General features: G+C 60.5%; 9 protein-coding genes. 2 read left to right on the top strand and 7 right to left on the bottom strand.

Annotated elements, in window-relative coordinates:
• The first annotated feature begins 549 nt into the window (after positions 1–549).
• Positions 550–798: a hypothetical protein gene (locus AC5E6W_RS10280; RefSeq protein ID WP_491752203.1), complete on the top strand. Its 249-nt coding sequence runs from the start codon at positions 550–552 to the stop codon at positions 796–798.
• Between the two features lie 360 nt (positions 799–1,158).
• Here AC5E6W_RS10280 and AC5E6W_RS10275 read toward each other — a convergent pair whose 3' ends face one another.
• From AC5E6W_RS10275 to AC5E6W_RS10245, 7 genes are all read right to left on the bottom strand, one after another.
• Positions 1,159–4,695 (bottom strand): DUF4450 domain-containing protein, encoded by a 3,537-nt coding sequence (locus tag AC5E6W_RS10275; protein WP_491752202.1) that lies wholly within the window; start codon positions 4,693–4,695, stop codon positions 1,159–1,161.
• Positions 4,696–4,795: 100 nt separating this feature from the next.
• On the bottom strand, positions 4,796–8,476 hold the full coding sequence (locus AC5E6W_RS10270; protein WP_491752201.1) for an outer membrane beta-barrel protein: 3,681 nt from the start codon (positions 8,474–8,476) through the stop codon (positions 4,796–4,798).
• A gap of 458 nt (positions 8,477–8,934) precedes the next feature.
• Positions 8,935–9,684: a phosphatase PAP2 family protein gene (locus AC5E6W_RS10265; protein WP_491752200.1), complete on the bottom strand. Its 750-nt coding sequence runs from the start codon at positions 9,682–9,684 to the stop codon at positions 8,935–8,937.
• A 78-nt stretch (positions 9,685–9,762) separates the two neighbouring features.
• On the bottom strand, positions 9,763–12,258 hold the full coding sequence (locus AC5E6W_RS10260) for a TonB-dependent receptor (protein WP_491752199.1): 2,496 nt from the start codon (positions 12,256–12,258) through the stop codon (positions 9,763–9,765).
• Positions 12,259–12,579: 321 nt separating this feature from the next.
• Positions 12,580–13,980, bottom strand: coding sequence for an ATP-binding protein (locus tag AC5E6W_RS10255; RefSeq protein ID WP_491752198.1), 1,401 nt, complete (start codon positions 13,978–13,980; stop codon positions 12,580–12,582).
• 41 nt (positions 13,981–14,021) lie between these two features.
• Positions 14,022–14,684 (bottom strand): response regulator transcription factor, encoded by a 663-nt coding sequence (locus tag AC5E6W_RS10250; protein WP_491752197.1) that lies wholly within the window; start codon positions 14,682–14,684, stop codon positions 14,022–14,024.
• Positions 14,685–14,887: 203 nt separating this feature from the next.
• Entirely contained in the window at positions 14,888–16,090 is a 1,203-nt protein-coding gene (locus tag AC5E6W_RS10245) for an NAD(P)/FAD-dependent oxidoreductase (protein ID WP_491752196.1), read from the bottom strand.
• Between the two features lie 178 nt (positions 16,091–16,268).
• On the opposite strand from AC5E6W_RS10245, the gene AC5E6W_RS10240 reads away from it, so the two are divergent.
• On the top strand, positions 16,269–17,048 hold the full coding sequence (locus AC5E6W_RS10240; protein WP_491752195.1) for a hypothetical protein: 780 nt from the start codon (positions 16,269–16,271) through the stop codon (positions 17,046–17,048).
• The last annotated feature ends 44 nt before the right edge of the window (positions 17,049–17,092 follow it).

Genomic DNA, 17,092 nt, shown 5'->3' with positions numbered 1-17,092 from the left:
GGACGCCGATGACGCGCTTGAGGCGTTCAACACTTACCCGCTATTGGCGCAGCTGGGAGACGCGATTACCTGTGGTCCCACGGGGAATAACCTTCGTGATTTGCGTGTGATTCTTGTCAATAGGACCTGATATCGCGAGGGTTGGCAACCTGCGCCTCGGCAAGCGGGTCAAAATGAGCAGAAATTCCTTGCTTGCTCTTGGATCATCTCCAGGAGGTAGGGACTCGGTAGTTCCAAGTGCTATGCCGAAAGAAGACAGGCCCCAAATGTGGACTTCGAGCTTTTCGTGGCCGACCTAAGCATAAGGTTCATTTCAGATATCTTTCGTCCCTCTTCCAGAACGTCCCAAAATAAGCATGCCAAATGATCAGTGCCTCCGCAGCCCCACTGTAAGGGCGGCGCGACCGCTCTGTAACCGAGAATGGACGTGATGGTGTTTATCGCATCTGCGCAGATACTAATTTATAGGTGAAGGGCTCGCCGCTGGGAGCTAATCCGTCATAGCATCGGAAAGAGTCAGCCGAAATTGGGCGCGACCATGGAGGATAGATGGACGTAAAGAATTTGCTCGCCGAGATTGATGCCGAGATCGCGAGGTTGCAGTCAGCACGCGCTTCCTTGGTCGTGTTGTCGGGTACGGATACGCCAAAGCGTGGCCGTCCGAAGGGCAGCAAGAACCTGGTTTCGAAGGCGATTCCAGAGCGCAAGCCAAGAAAGATGTCGGCGGGAGGGAGCAAGCGAATCGCCGAGGCCCAGAAGCGCCGGTGGGCGGCTAAGAAGGCGACCGCTGGGAAGTAAAGAACTTGGGGACACGAAGAATCTTGTGCGCGAACGGTCTGACGCATCGCCAATTGCTGCTGACGATTGGCTATTTATGCGAAAACTGGAGAGACCCAAGTCGTGAGAGGCCGCGATAGTAACGGCCTCTCACCTTTCTTGGCCACATCCACTTCGATCTGTCGAAGCGGGTATTACCAACTACTCTGGCAGATAGTTCTTGTCCCATCCCAAAGACGCTCCTTGTCCAATGCAGCCGCTGGCAGAAATCAAGCCGGGTAAGTCAGCTCAATCTCGTGCGTCTTACCCAGTACCACCACGACAGCAGCTGCGGCAGACCCCGGCATGAGGAGGGACGGCGGGCGCTCGCTGACGAGCGCATCAGGCACGTTCGATCGTCAGTCCGAGCCAGCCCAACACGACGCCGTAGAGCCTCGTGTGCAGGGAAATGGAGCGAAGCTCACTCGTGGCGTCTATCTCGATGGAGACGACAAAGGCCGATCCTCCATGGACCTTCGCGCCTGGCCTGCCTGGTTGCGAGAGGCTGTCCGTCGGCCTCGCATTCCCCGTCGCAAGGTCCAGTCGCCAAGGCACGGAGACCCGCAAGTCCGCAGAGGGACGCATGCGGAAGAGATAGTCGTCGACGAGATAGTCCTGTTCCACTGGCCACCACGTGGAAGGATTCGTCAGCTGCGCGTGCTGAACCTTGCCATCACCGTATGCAATGCTGACTTCGGCGTGTGGCGAACCCGTCGCCTGCGGAAACGTCGTTCCAGCGAGCAGTAGATGCAATCGTTGCGCACGGCCATGCAGCTCAAGCGTCGCCTGCGGCTTGTCTATCGACCAGTGAGAGAGGAAACAGCAGTTAGGTGCGTCCGTCGCCGCGGGTGTGAGGAAGGCAAGCCCGCCCGGCAGGCGAACCGCTCCCCCCGCGCTACGCAGGCCCGCATCGGAGATCTCAGCCTTCGCATCGAAGTCCGCCCATCCACCCAACAGGCCAGTAGGGAGATTAAGCGAGCATAGGCCGGGGCGAGGTGATGTGGTATCGCGTGTGAGGATCTCGCGCACCTGACCGGTCAGCAGGGAATCGAGCAGCACGGGTTCGAACGCTCCGCCACGTGTTAGCCGCAGAGGCTGTCGCTGTGGTGCGATGATATTGAGCTCGACTGGAAGCCACCACGAGTACGCGGCTTCGCGCTGCTCCAGGAACACCATGTGTCGGTCCACCTTTGCGGCATGGCCTGCAGAGAGACAACCCTGGGGGTCGTCAATGTTATCGATCATCGCACCATGCGGCCATAGAGGAGCCGTGCCGACGTTGCAGCGAATGGCCTCGGAAGACGGCACAAGCGGCGCAGCCCCACGCCACTCGATCTCGATCTTCCACTCCATAGCTGGCGGAAAATCGCGCAGCTCAAGCCGCGGTGATCCCACAGAACCAGCGGCGAATCTGGTCTCTATCTCGTGACCGTCGAGGAGCACGTGCGCGGATGCGATGCCACGTGCAGGCAAGAATAACGATAGGACGGCGGGCCGCGAGAACCGCGAGACGATATGCCAGCTTTCGCGCGAGTTCTCCCGCTGGAACTCGATGTGCAGATCGGGATGCTTCAACGAGGCTTTGGTCCATGTGCGCGGCAACTGCGGCCGCAGTGTCAGGCGGCCCCGTAGAAGATCAGGCCGTACACCCCACATGCCTTCCACCAGCACGCGGGAAGCACAACCGATGGGATCGCCGAAGTCACGTTGCGACTCCTGCCGATGCGGATCGAGCTGCAACGACATAGGAAAGTTGCCTGGGCAGAGGCTGCGGAAGCCAGCATCGACCAGGGTGCCGCGCAGTAGAGCATAGCCTTCGTCGGCCATGCCTGCCTGATAAAAGCCCAAGGCCGTGCCGAGATTCTCGGCCATCACCAGCAAGGTAAGCGACCACACATACGGCATCCAGTCCGAGCAGGCGATCTGCCATCCGGCATCGACAGGAACTCCAGCGCTGCGAATGGGAACTTTGCGCAACCGATGCAACTGTTCGGCAGCTAGCTGCCATGCATCGCGCTCGCTGGGTATCTCGCTGTCGAGCGCCTGATACATCGTCCATACTGCGGGCGACTCCGCAAGCTGCCTCTCCGCGAGCCAGTCGCGACTCTCGGCGAAGGCTCCACGCTCGGGCATCCATAGATGCTCACGCATCGCACGCACGACGGCGTCGGCCTCGACCCGATACGCATCAGCAACTTCTTTCGGCTTGCCGAGGACCACCGCCAGCTCCGCCATCGCACGATTGAGATACACGTTGTAGGCCGAGCTATGCGTCGCACCACCGCCGTTGTACTGCAGGTTGTCGCTGGCCCAGATGGCCGCGTAAGCCTCATACAGGGGAGCACTCTGTTGCGCACTGCCATACTCGCGGCGAAACAGGCGACGCTCCCAGGTGGCATGCAACTCCAGCGCAGGCCACGCCTCGCGAGCGAAGTCGACATCCCCGGTCCAGCGCAAATGCCGAAGCAGAGCATCGAAGAAGACGAGGTTCATGTCGTAGTGGTTGTGGCTCAGGTCGCCGGCGGAGTGCAGCAGGTTCTCCGTACGAGCGCCATGACTGCCCGTATCGGGCGCACCGGTGGCGCTCGCGATGCCCACGAAGCCAGTCGTCGAGGGATCTCCACTCGAACCGTTCGTTACCGCATCGCGATTCTGGCGTGCGATCCAATGGCGAAGGTGACGGCGCATGCGATCGTGGCGCCCAAGCACATCGAGCGAGTAGGGGCCGCGCCAGCCGGCAAGCGGCATGCGCCACGCCACCGCGCCGTGCATCACGCAGCCGAGCTCCTCATCCCATATCGCGTCCGCGGCGAGGTTGAGCGCCTGTCCAGTGCTGTTCAGGTATGCGTCGGGCGTGGTCCATTGCACGCTGTTCGCAATCGCTGCGAGCTCCGCCCGCCGTGATGCAAACGCCTGAGTATCGACAGCGGTCGTCGAGTGCGCCGCCGCTCCACCCGTGGCCGCAGGAAGGCGTGTGCCTTCGAGGGCCGTGATCGCAAGGTGCACGGGCTCTGTGCCGAGACTCATCCGCCCAAGCAGTACCGGAACGGCAGGGGCCGATGAGGCGCTCGACCAGAGTGCACCGCAGCCGCTGTCCCATGCGGCCGCATCGCCCAGCCGTAGCTCCGCAGCCGCCGTCGTGCCGACGCGAAGCCTCATCGCTTTCGCCTGAACCTCCGCTGAATTCGGGCCATCGATCGTCCACTGATTTCCGGAACACTCCTGCGGGCGCAGGTGGAAGAACTCGCTGACCGGCTGATCTTCGCAGCCAATGTCCCCATTGCGTTTGCCCTTGCGCCCACTCACGCCTCCGAAGGCGAACAGCAGGAAGGCGTCCACAGGCAACGCCACGCCCTCCACGCGGATCCACAGCGCAGCCCCGAGCGTCAGCGCTTGCACGAGGATCTGTCCGCTGACGAGCGACGGGTCATAGACCTCGTACTCCAGCCTGCCCTCGACATAGCGCGCGATGACGCGCTCGCACGCGTGTAGCCATGTCGCGTGTCCCCTCGTCTCGATGCCGAGACGAAGATTGCCGCCATGGCCCGGAAGGTAAAGCGAGAACTCAGGGTGGTCACCGCCATCTGCGCGGAAAGGAATGTTAGGCCCATACAGCGGCCGGTTGAAGAATTCACTTCCGTTCTCAATCTCATATCCGCCAGGGATAGGCCGATAACGCATAGGGCGCGCGACATTGCTCTCGAGCAGCGGCTGAAGATGTCCCGAGGTGATCTCCGGCGATGACGCTTGCGACTGCGGTTTCTGTGGAGCCTTTGCGGATGCATCCTGTGCCCATGCCGCCGCGGGCGAAGCTCCGCGCAGCAAACTTGCCGCGGCCCCTGAGCCCACAAACTGCCTTCGCGTCCAACGTTCGTTCACCTGTACCTCAATCTCTTTGTAGTGGCTCCGCGAAAGCAGCGCAGCCGGGATCCCCTTCTGCAGCGAGCCCCGGCTGTCGCGTCTTGTAGCAGTGTAGGGGTTAGAAGTTGATCTTGCCGGCGAACTGGAAGGAGCGTGCTCCATTGTTCTGTGAGGTGAGCACACCGAAGCCTGTGGTGGATGAGAGCGCCGTTCCCAGACCGCCGAACTGCACGTGATTTGTCAGATTGAAGGAGTCCGCCTGGAACGTAAACTTCACCTCACGCCAGATCGGAAAGCTACGCTTGAGGCCCATGTCCAGGTCGTAAGTGCCGAGGTTGAAGAGCTTGTAGGGCGCCGTGCGTGGAGCATTGCCAAAGTTATAGCCGCCGTTGCCTGGCGTCGCAACGAACGCTGCTGCGTCCAGGTAGTGCACCGAGGACAGGGTAGCCACCGTCTGATTCTTGCCGTAAGAGCCATTGATGCGCGGTGAGCCCGTGTATCTCGGGGCAAGATCCGGGAAGCAGCTATCCGGCGTCTTGCAATTCACACCCGAAATCGAAAGCGGCGCGCCCGACGTCTTGGTGTAAATGAATGAAACTGCCCATCCCCCTAACAGTGTGCGCGTCACGAAGTGCTGTCCTCCCCACTGGTTCTTCCCGCCGATCGGCAGCGCATACACGCCATAGATGTGCAGGTTGTTGGGGATATCCGTGGTGCTGGTGGTGCGGTCCAGGCGATACGCCTTGGCAGTTCCCACGCCTCCATCGATCACGTTGTTCGGAATCGGGTAGCGGCTGCGGATCGCTAGGTCATCAATCGTCTTCGCGAAGGTGTAATTCAAGGTGCCGGAGAGGCCATGCCAGTCAAGCTGCTTCAGCGTGAGCTGCAGCGCGTTGTAGTTGGCGTTGCCGGTGTCGCCCCACGAGTCCGAAACCCCAGAGTACTGCGGATACGGCTTCAACATCTGACCGATGGTGGCGGACGGGCCGCCGTAGGTGGCATAGGGAAGACCGATGCCGCTGAGAATCGCCTGCGCCTGCTGCAGGTACGTCTTGCCGCCGCTGGAGCCAGAGGGCGTGTCGGCAAGCAGCGGTCCGAGGACTTCGTACATCGCGTTCAGCTCATTGTTTTGCGGTCCACGCAGGCCGGCGTTCAGGAAGTGCGACTGATTGCCGACATAGTCCGCGCTCAACGTCAGCTTGTTGGTGAACGCGTGCTGCAGGCCGAAGTTGAAGCTCTCGGTGTAGGGCGGACGTCCGGAAAGGTATGGATCGGCAAAGCTCACCGAGTTCGCTGTGACGGCTGCGCCGCTGCTGTTGATGTAGTTGCCCGCATTGGCTGTGGAAGCAAACGTCGGCACTGCGCTATACGCCGGGAGCGACGTGTTCCCTAAGGCTTGGTTCAGGTAGAACGCCGGCTGCTCACCCTGCACACTGCTGGCGAAGGCCGCGCTTCCGGTGATGCCCACCTGTCCGGTGCCGTTATAGTTGCCCGTACTCGATCCACCCACGCCGCCATTGTGCGTGAACATGATCGAGTAGGAAGCTCGCACCACGTCCTTCGGCGTGTACTGGTACGCCAAACCGAGGCGGGGTCCGATGTTGGTCATGTGCGTGTGCACTGGCGTGGAACAGTTGCACGTGCCTGAGCCGTTGCCGATGAACTCGATTGCGCCCGGCGTTCCCGTCGCCGAATTGATCAGCGAGGGGCTCATCGTCGACCAGCGATCGTGCACCTCTTTGTATGGCGTGTAGAGATCCCACCGCAGGCCGAGGTTTGCCGTCAGGTTGTGCGTGATCTTCCAGTCATCCTGCACATACGGCGAGAACGCCTTGAAACGCGCTCCTAGCGTCGAGAAATTCTGCGAGTAGATGGAGGTCGAACTAACAGCGCCGATCAGGTAGCTGGCGTACGACGCGCCTGACGCGGGGTTGATAACGCCCTTGGTGAAGCCCGCCGTACTCAGGTTCGACATCGTGAAAGACATCGGCGTGGAGGGGCTGTCCGCGATCGACTGGTTGAACTCCAGCCACTGGAAGTCGCCGCCGAAAGTGAAGTTGTGGTGGCCCTTGGCCCAGGTGAAGTCGTCGGCAATGGTGTAGGTGTTTACAGCTTCATGACTGCCGCTGGGAGCCGAGAAACCGGTGGTGCCGTCGACGCCGCCCGAGAAGCTGACAGCGGGAGCCGTCGTGCTGGCCTGGCCGGCGGGCGTGTTGCCAATGCCTAGCCCCGAAGTGCTGAAGGTCGGGTCACCGGTCGTGGCGTTCTTGATCGGAGCCCAGAAGCGCGTCAAACCGTAGCGCAGCTGGTTGACCATGGTTTGCGAAATCGTCCACGTGTGCTTGACGATGTCCGTCGTCGTCAACTCCGTCACAAGCGTGCCGTTGGTGTAGGGATACGGCAGTACCGTCGTTGAGCCGAGGTCATACGGCCCAATGTGCTTCACGCCGCTGGTCGAGATCAGCGCGATCGCGTGCTTCGGACTGAGGGTGTAGTCCAGGCGGCCAGTAAATCCCCACACACTGTCGTTGGTCGGGTAGCCGTAGAGATAGTTGTTCGTGAGGTTGGTATTGATGGGAGTAGGCAAATTCTTCTGCAGCGTGAGGAACGTCTGCGACAGCTCGTTCGACGGGATCACGTTCGGCGTCAGCACACCGTTCTTCAGCCCCATGAACTGATTGGCGCATGGAATCCCGCCATTGCCCGCCGTGCATGCCGCCTCTGTCGTCGGATCGTAGATCGTGTAAGGGAAAGCGGTGAAGTCGCCGGCTCGCTCTGCCAGCGTCGGAATTGACTGGTACTTGGGGTTGGAGACCGTTGAGTAGTGATATTTGTCGTAGTTGGCGAAGAAGAACAACTTGTTGTGCAGGATAGGGCCACCGACCGAAGCCGAGAGCTCAGTCTGGTGGTCAGGAGCTTTCGAGGCAGGCATCGTGCCGCCCGTCGCCGTAGGCACCGTCGCGGCCTTCGCGAAGAAGCTCCAGGAGTCAAAGATGTTGTTCTTCAGGAAGAAGTAGACGTTGCCGTGGAACTTGTTGGTGCCCTGCTTGATGGAGAAGTTCTCGGAGCCCACGCCCTGGTACTGCGCGCCCGCCCCGGAGGTCTGCACCTGCGTCTGCTCGACGGCTTCGATCGAGAGATTCTGGTTGAGCTTGCGGTTGTCGCCTTGCGAGTCGACGGTCGTCATCGGAACGCCTTCGATGTACATCTCGTTCTCGTTGCCGTTGCTGCCGTTGAAGTCGCCGGATCGGCCGCCGCTCTGCACGCCGTTCTGCAGTGACGCAAACGCCGTCGGGTCGCGTGGCGTTCCGCCGCCCATTGTGATTGGCAGCTCCGAGTACACGCGGTTTTCGATGACGCCGCCCAGCGTTGCGTTGGCGGTCTGCAGCGCGGGGGGCGCTGTGGTCACGTCCACCGTCTCGGAGGCAGCTCCTACCTTCAGCACCGGGTTCACCGTGGTCACGGCGATTGCATTGACGATGATGTGTTCCTGCTTCAGCACCTCGAAGCCGGCCGCCCTCACCGTCACCACGTACTCCCCGGGAGGTAGTGGAGACACCGTGTAGTAGCCGCTGCTGGTCGCGGTGCGGGAGATCAGCACATTGGTGGCCACGTTGGTCACGTCGACCTGCGCTCCGGGAATCGCTGCTCCCGTGGGATCGGTAACGGTGCCTGATACAGCTCCCTGGCCGGTGATCTGGGCCATGGCCGTGCCGGCCCACAGAAGGCCCAGAAGACAAAACGAAAGAGCGATCGAACGGGCGCAGCGAGTCAGGATGGCAGTGGGGTGAAATTTCATAGGCGGTCGCCTGCTTTCAAGGGTCAAAGTCGAGGCGAATCCTATGAAGTCGAGACAATATTTGTCAATAGATAATGTGTTTCACGGGTGAAATAGATCGCGCTGCCCAGCCTTCTTCAGGAACCGAATCGCAACAGGCAGCGCTTACTGAAATCAGCGGCGCAGATACGAAATTCCGCTTTGTGGAACCAGCTCCACAGGCTTCATGAGCGACACAGCGGCTGCGCTACTCCGCCCAAGCCCAGTCACTCCGCCCAAGCCCAGTCACTCCGACCAGGTCGCTCGCGTAGGCCTCGTTCGCCCGTCGACTGGCAGAACGTGGGTTCAAAGGGCCTGATCACCGCTTCGAGGTTTCTAAACTGTCCTTGACAGCCAATGGCGCCCAGAGGGATCCATCCGTGGCCACGCCCCGATCCCTTTCTCGGTGGTGAATCGAATGCGGCGTGGTGGTCTAGCCCCTAGCGCGATGACAGCCCAAGAGCCGGGCGAAGCTCGGCTCTTGCGGCGTCCAGGTCGTGTTGGAAACGTGGGGTTGCCATCATGTATCCGAAGACCACATAGGCGGTCTTGCGGCTGGCTTCGATGTCGCCCCGAAAGTGAACGCCGCATACCATGCGCTGGTACGCATAGTCGTCGGCGCGAGCGAGGATCGCCTCGCGCTTCTCAGGTACAAGCTGGATGAGGGTGAAGGCTTCGAGATAGCCCGTAAGCCCGTGCCCGCTAGGATACGAGTTAGGCACGGTGGTCTTCTCGCATACGGGGTGCAGGGTGGGGTCGCTCTGGTAAGGACGAGGGCTCGCGAACGTCGCCTTGAGTTGGCTACCCACGACGCCCTGTTCGTTCTTTACGTGCTCGCCCAGGGCAGCGGTGATGGGCAGAGCGTCCGCGCGGAAGGCCGGCCCGAGCACCGTCTTATAGACGAACATGTCTTCCTCATCTTCATCAGCCTTAGCTTTCGCCGTCTGCTCGGGAGTGCGCGACGACTCGATGCGGTGCAACTCGGCGAGGTCTGCGGCGTAAGCAGGAGATCCCACGGCCGGAGGTGGCGGAAGCAGGCTGACCACGTTGAGAACAGTGGGATCGATGTAGTAAGCCGCCCGGACGCGCGGTGCTGCCATGGACGAAGGGGCATTCGAGGGCTGCTGTGCCGTGGAGCCTGAGCACAACGTTGCCGAGAGACAAAGAATCAACGTGGGAGTGTGTCGCATTCGCTCGTTCCTGTTCCTGAGGTTGAGATGAGGTTAGTTTGTGTCAGCTTCGCCAGTTCGCCAAAGCGAGTTGAAGGATCAACGCTTCTGCTGCAGTCCGAAGGTGATGGAGACCATCACGCTGCGCCCTGGGGTAAGGCTCAGAAGATCGTTGCCGGCCGGCGCGGTGTTAGCGAGATAGGTCGACTTCAGGCCATTGAGCACAATCGGCACTGCCGTGTTGCCGGGGGTCAGCCCGACAATATTCTTGGTGTCGAAGAGGTTGTTGAAGCTGACGCCGATCTTCGTGCCATCGAAGTGCGAGCCATTGCGAACGGTGTAGTTGAGGAACATGTTCGTCGTGCTGTACGGGTTCACGAGCGCCTGGTTGTGGAACGTTTTGTTGTCTTGCCACATCGGGCCGACGACCTTCTCGAAGATGCCTAGATCGAGGTTGCGCTGCTGATAGGTGAGTCCGGTGCCCTCAGTGTACTTCGGGGTGTTGGCCACCCAGAGTCCCGTAGGAACCCCGGAACCCGTGTACTGAGCCTGGCCAATACTGCCGTTCGCATAGACGCTCAGCCTGCGTGTGATTGCTACGTTGGTCTCTAGTTCTCCACCGATGCTGATGGAGTCGGGATTGAGGAAATAGAGCGTCGCTCCGGTTGCGGTGTCTGTTGAGCTTGTGTAGGCGTTCTGGAACTTGATGCGGTAGAAGTCACCATCGAACATGATGCGCTTGAGCTTGACGACCGTACCCACCTGATAGGCCGTCGTGCGTGCCGGCTTTGGCAGCGTCTCTACCGCCTGCGTCGCCACGTCGAAGACGCTGCTCGGCGGTATCACACTGCCTTGCGAAAACTGCGCATACGCCGACCAGTCCGAGCGAATGCGATAGTTGGCTTCGGCCGAGGGTAGCGACGATCCATAGCCAGCGTGGCTGTAGACAAAGGGCGCGCCGTTCTTGGGAGTGCCGATCGTCTTGCCGTTATCCGCATACTGATTGAAGTCCTGCGTGTAATAGGCATATTTGAAACCGCCGGTGAGCGTCAGGCGAGGGATGGCGCGATAGGAGTACTCCACGTAAGGCTGGTAGGAGTTCGTGACGAAGTACTCGCGATAGTTGGGAAGGCTGGCAAAACTGCGCGTGAACGGGTTCGTGGGATAGAGATACCGATTCGTCGAAGCCCACTCGTACCAGAGGCCTGCGTTGAAGACTCCAAAGCGGGAGGTTTGGCTGATCGATCCGACCTCGCCGTACTTGTGATAGCCGTTGAGTTGATCGCCGGTGCAGGCGAAGCTGGTGGCGCAGGCTGCGTTTACGGTGCCTGTGCCGGTGTAATACCACTGGTGGTTCTTGTAGCTGTAGTTATATGGCTTGAAATCCAGCTTCCATCCATGGCCGAGCTCATCCACGAGGCCCAGGTAGGAAAAATTCGTCGGCAGGTGATAGCCGTTATAGCCATAGTAGTACGGGCTGGTCGGATCGTTATTCAGCAGGAAGTTATAGCCCAGCGTCTGTACCTGCGTGCGAGTGGGCGTGGTCGTATTGGGTGTGTTGTTATCCAGTATCACCCAACCACTGTAGCCAGTCAGTTTGAGGCTGTCGGAGAACTTGTACTGCAGCTTCATGTCGCCCGCGATGCGCTGCTGATAGTTGAAGGTTTGAAATCCATCCGAGCGCATGCCATTCACATCGAGCGACATATCCGCCTTACTGTTGCCGAAGAGCGGGCCCGAATCATATTGTGCGTCGTAGAGCTGAGTGTTGAAAGAACCAAAGGCGGCGGTTACATGGACCGCCTGCGCGCTCGGTATCTCTCGCGAGAGCAGGTTGATGGAGCCGCCGAACGGTGTCGGTCCCACGGTGGAGGCCGTTCCAGGGCTGCGATCGAAGTCGATGCCGCCCATCCATTGCTCGGGAAAGAACGCCCAGGAGTGGTGCGTGGGACTGTTCGTGTCGTTGAAGGGGATACCATCCCACGTCACGTCGTAGTTACCGTCCGCGAAGCCGCGGAAGAATACCTTTGTCTGTCCGAGACCAAGACCATTGGGGCTGTTGCTGAAGGTGCCGGGCGCCATCTGCACGATGTTGGCCCAGTCTGACATCGGCGACGTGAACTGCTGGATGTAGTCGGAGCTGAACTCTGAGCGCGGCGACGTCGCATCGAGCGGAGCCTGGATAGGAGAGAGTTCAGCAGCAATCGAGGCCGAGTCCGCCGCGGAGACGGTCACCTGCTGCGAGACGTCGCCTACGGAAAGCTGCAGAGAGACACTGCTCGATGCGCCCTCTGCGACGGTCACATTCCGCACGCTATTCGAGAAGCCCTGCGCCGAACCCTCTACGCGATAGCTGCCGGGCAGAAGGCCGTCGAAGCTGAAATGGCCCTGCGCATCGGCTGTGGTCTGCTTACTGAAGGAACTGCCGGCGCCGTGCAACACCACAGTCGCCTTAGGCAGCGCTCCGCCCGTCGGGTCCGCGACCGAACCGCTCAGTGATCCGGTCTGCTGCGCGAAGACCTGGAGTGGAACAAGAAAGCAAATGCCGAACAATGCGGCGATGACACAAGATAGTACGGCGGGAAAACGCCTCATGATGAGCCTCCTGGCGATCGACTGATCCGTGATGGATCGACCGTAGCCAGCGGACGTGAACAATCTGTGACGAGATGAGCGTGAGCCACAGGGAGGGGACCAGCTCAATGCTTACTGCTCTTCGCGCAAAGAATGCAAGTGACTCAATTCGCGGAGAAAAGCAGCAGTAGCGCTCCCCTGAATGACGTAGCGTTCATATCCGAGCTGCCGTCTGAGGAGAGGCTCGCGGGTCTGAAAACCACTGAAATCCGTAAGGAAGTTTTAAGGTGAGTGCGTGTGCGCCGCTCGGCGATATATCACCTGCCGCGACTTAGCCGGGACTTAGTGGTGCATGACGGCTGGCTCGACCCCCATGGGGCGCGCAGGATCTGTAGCCGCAAAGCGGACCTGGAAGTGCGAGCCACGGAGCGGTTCGCTCTCCACGGTGAGCTCTGCGCGATGCGCCTCCGCGATCCATCGCGCGATCGACAGGCCCAGGCCATTGCCAGCGTGGTGTTTTCTATCGCGCAGATTGCCTTGATAGAAGCGCTCGAAGATTCGCTGGCGCGCCTCCTCGGAGATGCCGATGCCCGTGTCGCGAACGCTCATCGACAGCCCCTGCGGCGAAGGCGTCACCTCGACGAGGATCTGCCCATACTCCGGCGTGTACTTGATGGCGTTGTCGAGCAGGATGCCCAGCAGGCGTTGCAACAGCACCTCGTCGCCAGGCACCCAAAGCTCTTCGCTCGGGATCCTCCAGTCGAGCATGACGCCGCTGGACTCCGCGAGATCTTCGACACGCCTGCAGCCCGAGAGCACGAGCTCGGTGAGGTTCACTTGCGTGAACTGGACCTCGTGCAGGAACGTCTCATTCCGCGCTAAGGAAAGGAGAGCATCGAGCAACGTCGTCGCTGTTTGGCACTCCTGGGCGATGCGCTGCAGATCTTCGCGATACTCCTCGTCGTCACGATGGCCACGCAGGCTGAGCTGTGCTGTTGCCAGGATCACCGTGATGGAGGTGCGAAGGTCATGTGAGGCATCGGCGGAGAAGTCTGTGAGCCTCGACACTGCAGCCTGCAGCCGGCCCAGCAACTGATTCCATGCTGTCGCCAACGCAAACAGCTCGTCTCGCGCCGCAGGCAGCGGCAAGCGGGCCGATAGATTGCCGATCCCCATACTCACTGCCGCCTTGGTCATGCGATCGACCGGAAGCAGAGCGCGCCGGCTGAGGAAGTGTCCTCCCACGGCTGCAATGAGCAAGACGCCAGGGAAGAGCAGGAACAAAGATCGCAGATAGAGCTGCAGCACGTGCTCCAGATCTTCGAGGGAGCCGCCGATATAAAGAACGACAGGACGCCCTTGCAGCGTGAGGTGATCGCAATAGATGGCTGCCGGCTGTCCGCCCACGACAGCGTCGCGGATGGACGAACCTGCGCACGGCGCGGGAGGAGGAAGCAGGTTCGCCGCTGCAGATCCGGGAGAGGGATACAGCATCGTGCCGCGTTCGTCGCGGAACTGGATGAGATTGCCCTCGTGCGCAATCGTCCCATAGTCCTTCAGGATCGATTCCAGGGAACGCTGGGGATCGTTAGCCTCGTTCTGTCGCAGGTAGGAGAGCAGTCGCTCTTCCCTGGCATGAAGCGTGTCGGTCTTCATCCGCAGCAAAGCGTAACGCAGCGCTGCATAGCTGAACACGCTGAATAGGCTCAATGCTGTCGCGATGACAACAAGGTACAGCAGCATTAGCTTCGTACGAATTGCCAGGGGGCGCAACATCCGGGTCCTCACCTTGTTGTCAGCATGTAGCCGACGCCATGAATCGTGCGGATCATCGTCTGCGCTGTGCCACTGCTGCTCTCCAGCTTCGACCGTAGGCCGTGGACATAGACATCCAGTGTGTTGTCCTTGATGTCCGCCAGGTGTCCCCATCCCGCTTCGATGAGATCCTCGCGCGTCGTCACCAGGTCATGTCGCCGCAGCATCGCCTCCAGCAGATCGAATTGCTTGCGGGTGAGGTGGATCACCTGCCCGGCGCGAGTGACGGCTCGGCGGCTCGTGTCCATGACAAGGTCACCAGCGCACAGCGCAGCGGATTCGGGCGCCTTCCGGCGGCGGGAGATCGCACCCAGTCGCGCCAGCAGAATATCGAGGTGAAAAGGCTTCACCAGGTAATCGTCTGCACCCAGGTCAAATGCGTTCACTATCTTCGGCACCGAATCGACTGCCGTCAGCATCATGATCGGCGTCTTGCAGCGGCGCTCTCGAACACGCTCCAGTACCGTTAGACCGTCAATGCCAGGCAGAAGAACATCAAGCAGCGCCGCGTCGAAGTCCCCGCTTAACAATCCATCCACCGCGATGAGGCCATCACCCGCTACCGAGACCTGATGGCCATTTTGGCTCAGCCCCCGCTCAAGTAACCCGGCGATCCTGGCATCGTCCTCCACCACGAGTACACGCATCGTAGGGTCAAATCTATGCCGCAGTATGTTACGGCACGATGAAGTTCGGGACCCGCCTTCTATGGGCTCGGACTCCTGGGTCGACGCGAGCGTGCCCAAGCAGACTGCTTCAGCGCCTCTCCGCGCATGCGTGTAGGCGGAGTTCGATTGAGCGGGCAGGTACGCTACTGGGCGCGCACGTCAGCAATTCAACTGGCTATCGCCGGCGGAACGACGCCCGCATGGGGGGCGACACTGGCGTGCTGGGCGACGCGCGTCAGTCTGGCCGTCACGCGCATCACCCCGGGCCAGACCCTCAAGCAGAACGGCAATACTGCCCGTGCAAATGAGTTGTTCAAACCATCGGCCGCGAACTCAGCAAGACGCATCTGAGCCAGCAGCGCCGAGCGCAGTTCAGCTTGGAAGGCCGGTGCCGGTACCGCTGCGAGATGGGCCGCAACGGCACATCGCGCCGTATGCAGCGCGATGGAGATCCCATCGCCAGTGAATGAGGGGATAACGGCTGCCTGATCGCCGATGCAGTAGAGTCCATCCTCGCTCGTGCGGCGGATATAGCCATAAGGGATGTGCGTGATGGCGATTGGCTTGGCGAGCAGCGGCTCCGCACCGGCGAGCCTCATCGCAAGGTGAGGACAATCCTGCTGCATCTTCGCGAGGAAGTTCTCCCAGCGATTAGTCCCCTGGGCCAGATACCGCTGTTGCACCACGCAGCAGAGATTTGCAATACCGTCTTCCACCGGCTGAATCCCACCATAGCCTCCGGGATAGAGCATCAGCTCGGAGGCGCCCTTCAGTTCATCGGCCTGCGCGGAAGTCAGGCGAAAGTACATCTTGAAGGCGACCCACTGCTCTGGGTCCTTCGGCCGGCTATGGCCGCGAAGATCGTGCTTGCCCGTGGCGAGGAAGACCGTTGGGGCTTCACGGAGAGTGCCGTCATCGAGCGTAGCTTGCCAGACATTGGAGGTCGTGCGGCTCAGCGCCTGTACACTTCGGCCGCGCTCTACCCGGACCCCTGCGGCAATGGCGGCGGCAATGAGCGCCGTATCAAGCGTCTTCCGGGTGAGCGAGGCTGCAGGAAACGGCAACGGGGCCTCTGCTGCACGCTTGGCGGCTGCGAGGCGGACGTACCTGATGGGCACCGCGCCAAGTGAGACCACGTCGATGCCAAGTGCGTGCAGATCCTCAAGGGCCTCGCCGCTTAGGAACTCTCCGCAGACCTTATGGCGGGGTGTCGGCTCGCGTTCAATCAGCGTGACGCTCCGTCCCTTTCGAGCGAGCGCGATCGAAGCGGCACAACCCGCCACTCCACCGCCGAGGATGAGAACTTCGTCTTGCAAATCGTTGCTCCTGGTTTCACCGGAAGTCCCATCAATTCGTAGCTGGATTTCCATCTGTATTCAATCTGATAGACGGGTCAAAAACAGTTTGAAAAGTGATTCTGTACAAAACGTCATCTTGGCTACGGTAAGGGCTGTCGGCACGGTGTGTGCGAGTTGCGGCGAGAATATGCTAGGTTCCCCGAGGCGGCGGCAGGCGTCTAACCTGCCAGACCGAGGTACGAGGTATTTGATGAGGCAGAACCATTTCCTGATAGGCGCTTTGGGGGCGATTACGCTGTGCCTCCACTCGTCCGCAGAACCAATTCCAGTGGAACATATCCAACGCCCGATGCATCGGTTCATGGTGGCGCGTTCTGAGGCTGGAAACATCGTCGCCAGAGGCGAGTTCTCGCAGGTCGTGGAAGGCGACGAGGTGACAATGCGTCTGACCTATCGATTTGCGGATGGGTCGATTGATGATGAAACGACGACGTACCGGCAGCACGGCACGTTTCGTCTACTGCGCAATCATCATGTTGAGAAAGGGCCCTTCTTTGCGAAACCTGTCGACTTTGCCGTAGAAGCCGCCACGGGGATAGCGACCACCCGCACAACGGACAAGAACGGCAAGGTCCATACGGAGAGCGAACACGTGGCTCTACCGGATGACATGGCGAATGGCTTTGTTGGAACGCTGCTGCTCAATGTGCCAGCGAATACGAAGGCATTTCGGGTGGGAATGCTGGCGCCCGTCGGCGGCGGCCGATTGATTCAACTCCTCATCACGCCGGAGGGCGAGCAGCCGTTTCACACGGGAGAGCAGAGCCTGAAGGCGACGGTGTTTCGTATCCATCCGGAACTCGGCGGCATCGTGGGTGTAATCGCGCGGCTCATCGGCCTTCAGCCAAAAGATGTGTTCGTCTGGGTTCAGGAGGGTGAGGAGCCCGCGGTCGTAAGGATCGCGGGACAATTAGGTGGCTACGGGCCCGTGATCAACTCGGAACTTGAGGGGACGAGCTTCGGAAAATAGCACGGGGCTGCAGAACGACGTCTCGAGAGCGACAGAAACGGACG

The organism is Bryocella sp. (genome assembly GCF_058498515.1).
Note: the sequence above shows the minus strand (reverse complement) of the source record. Positions and strands in the feature narration are given on the sequence as shown.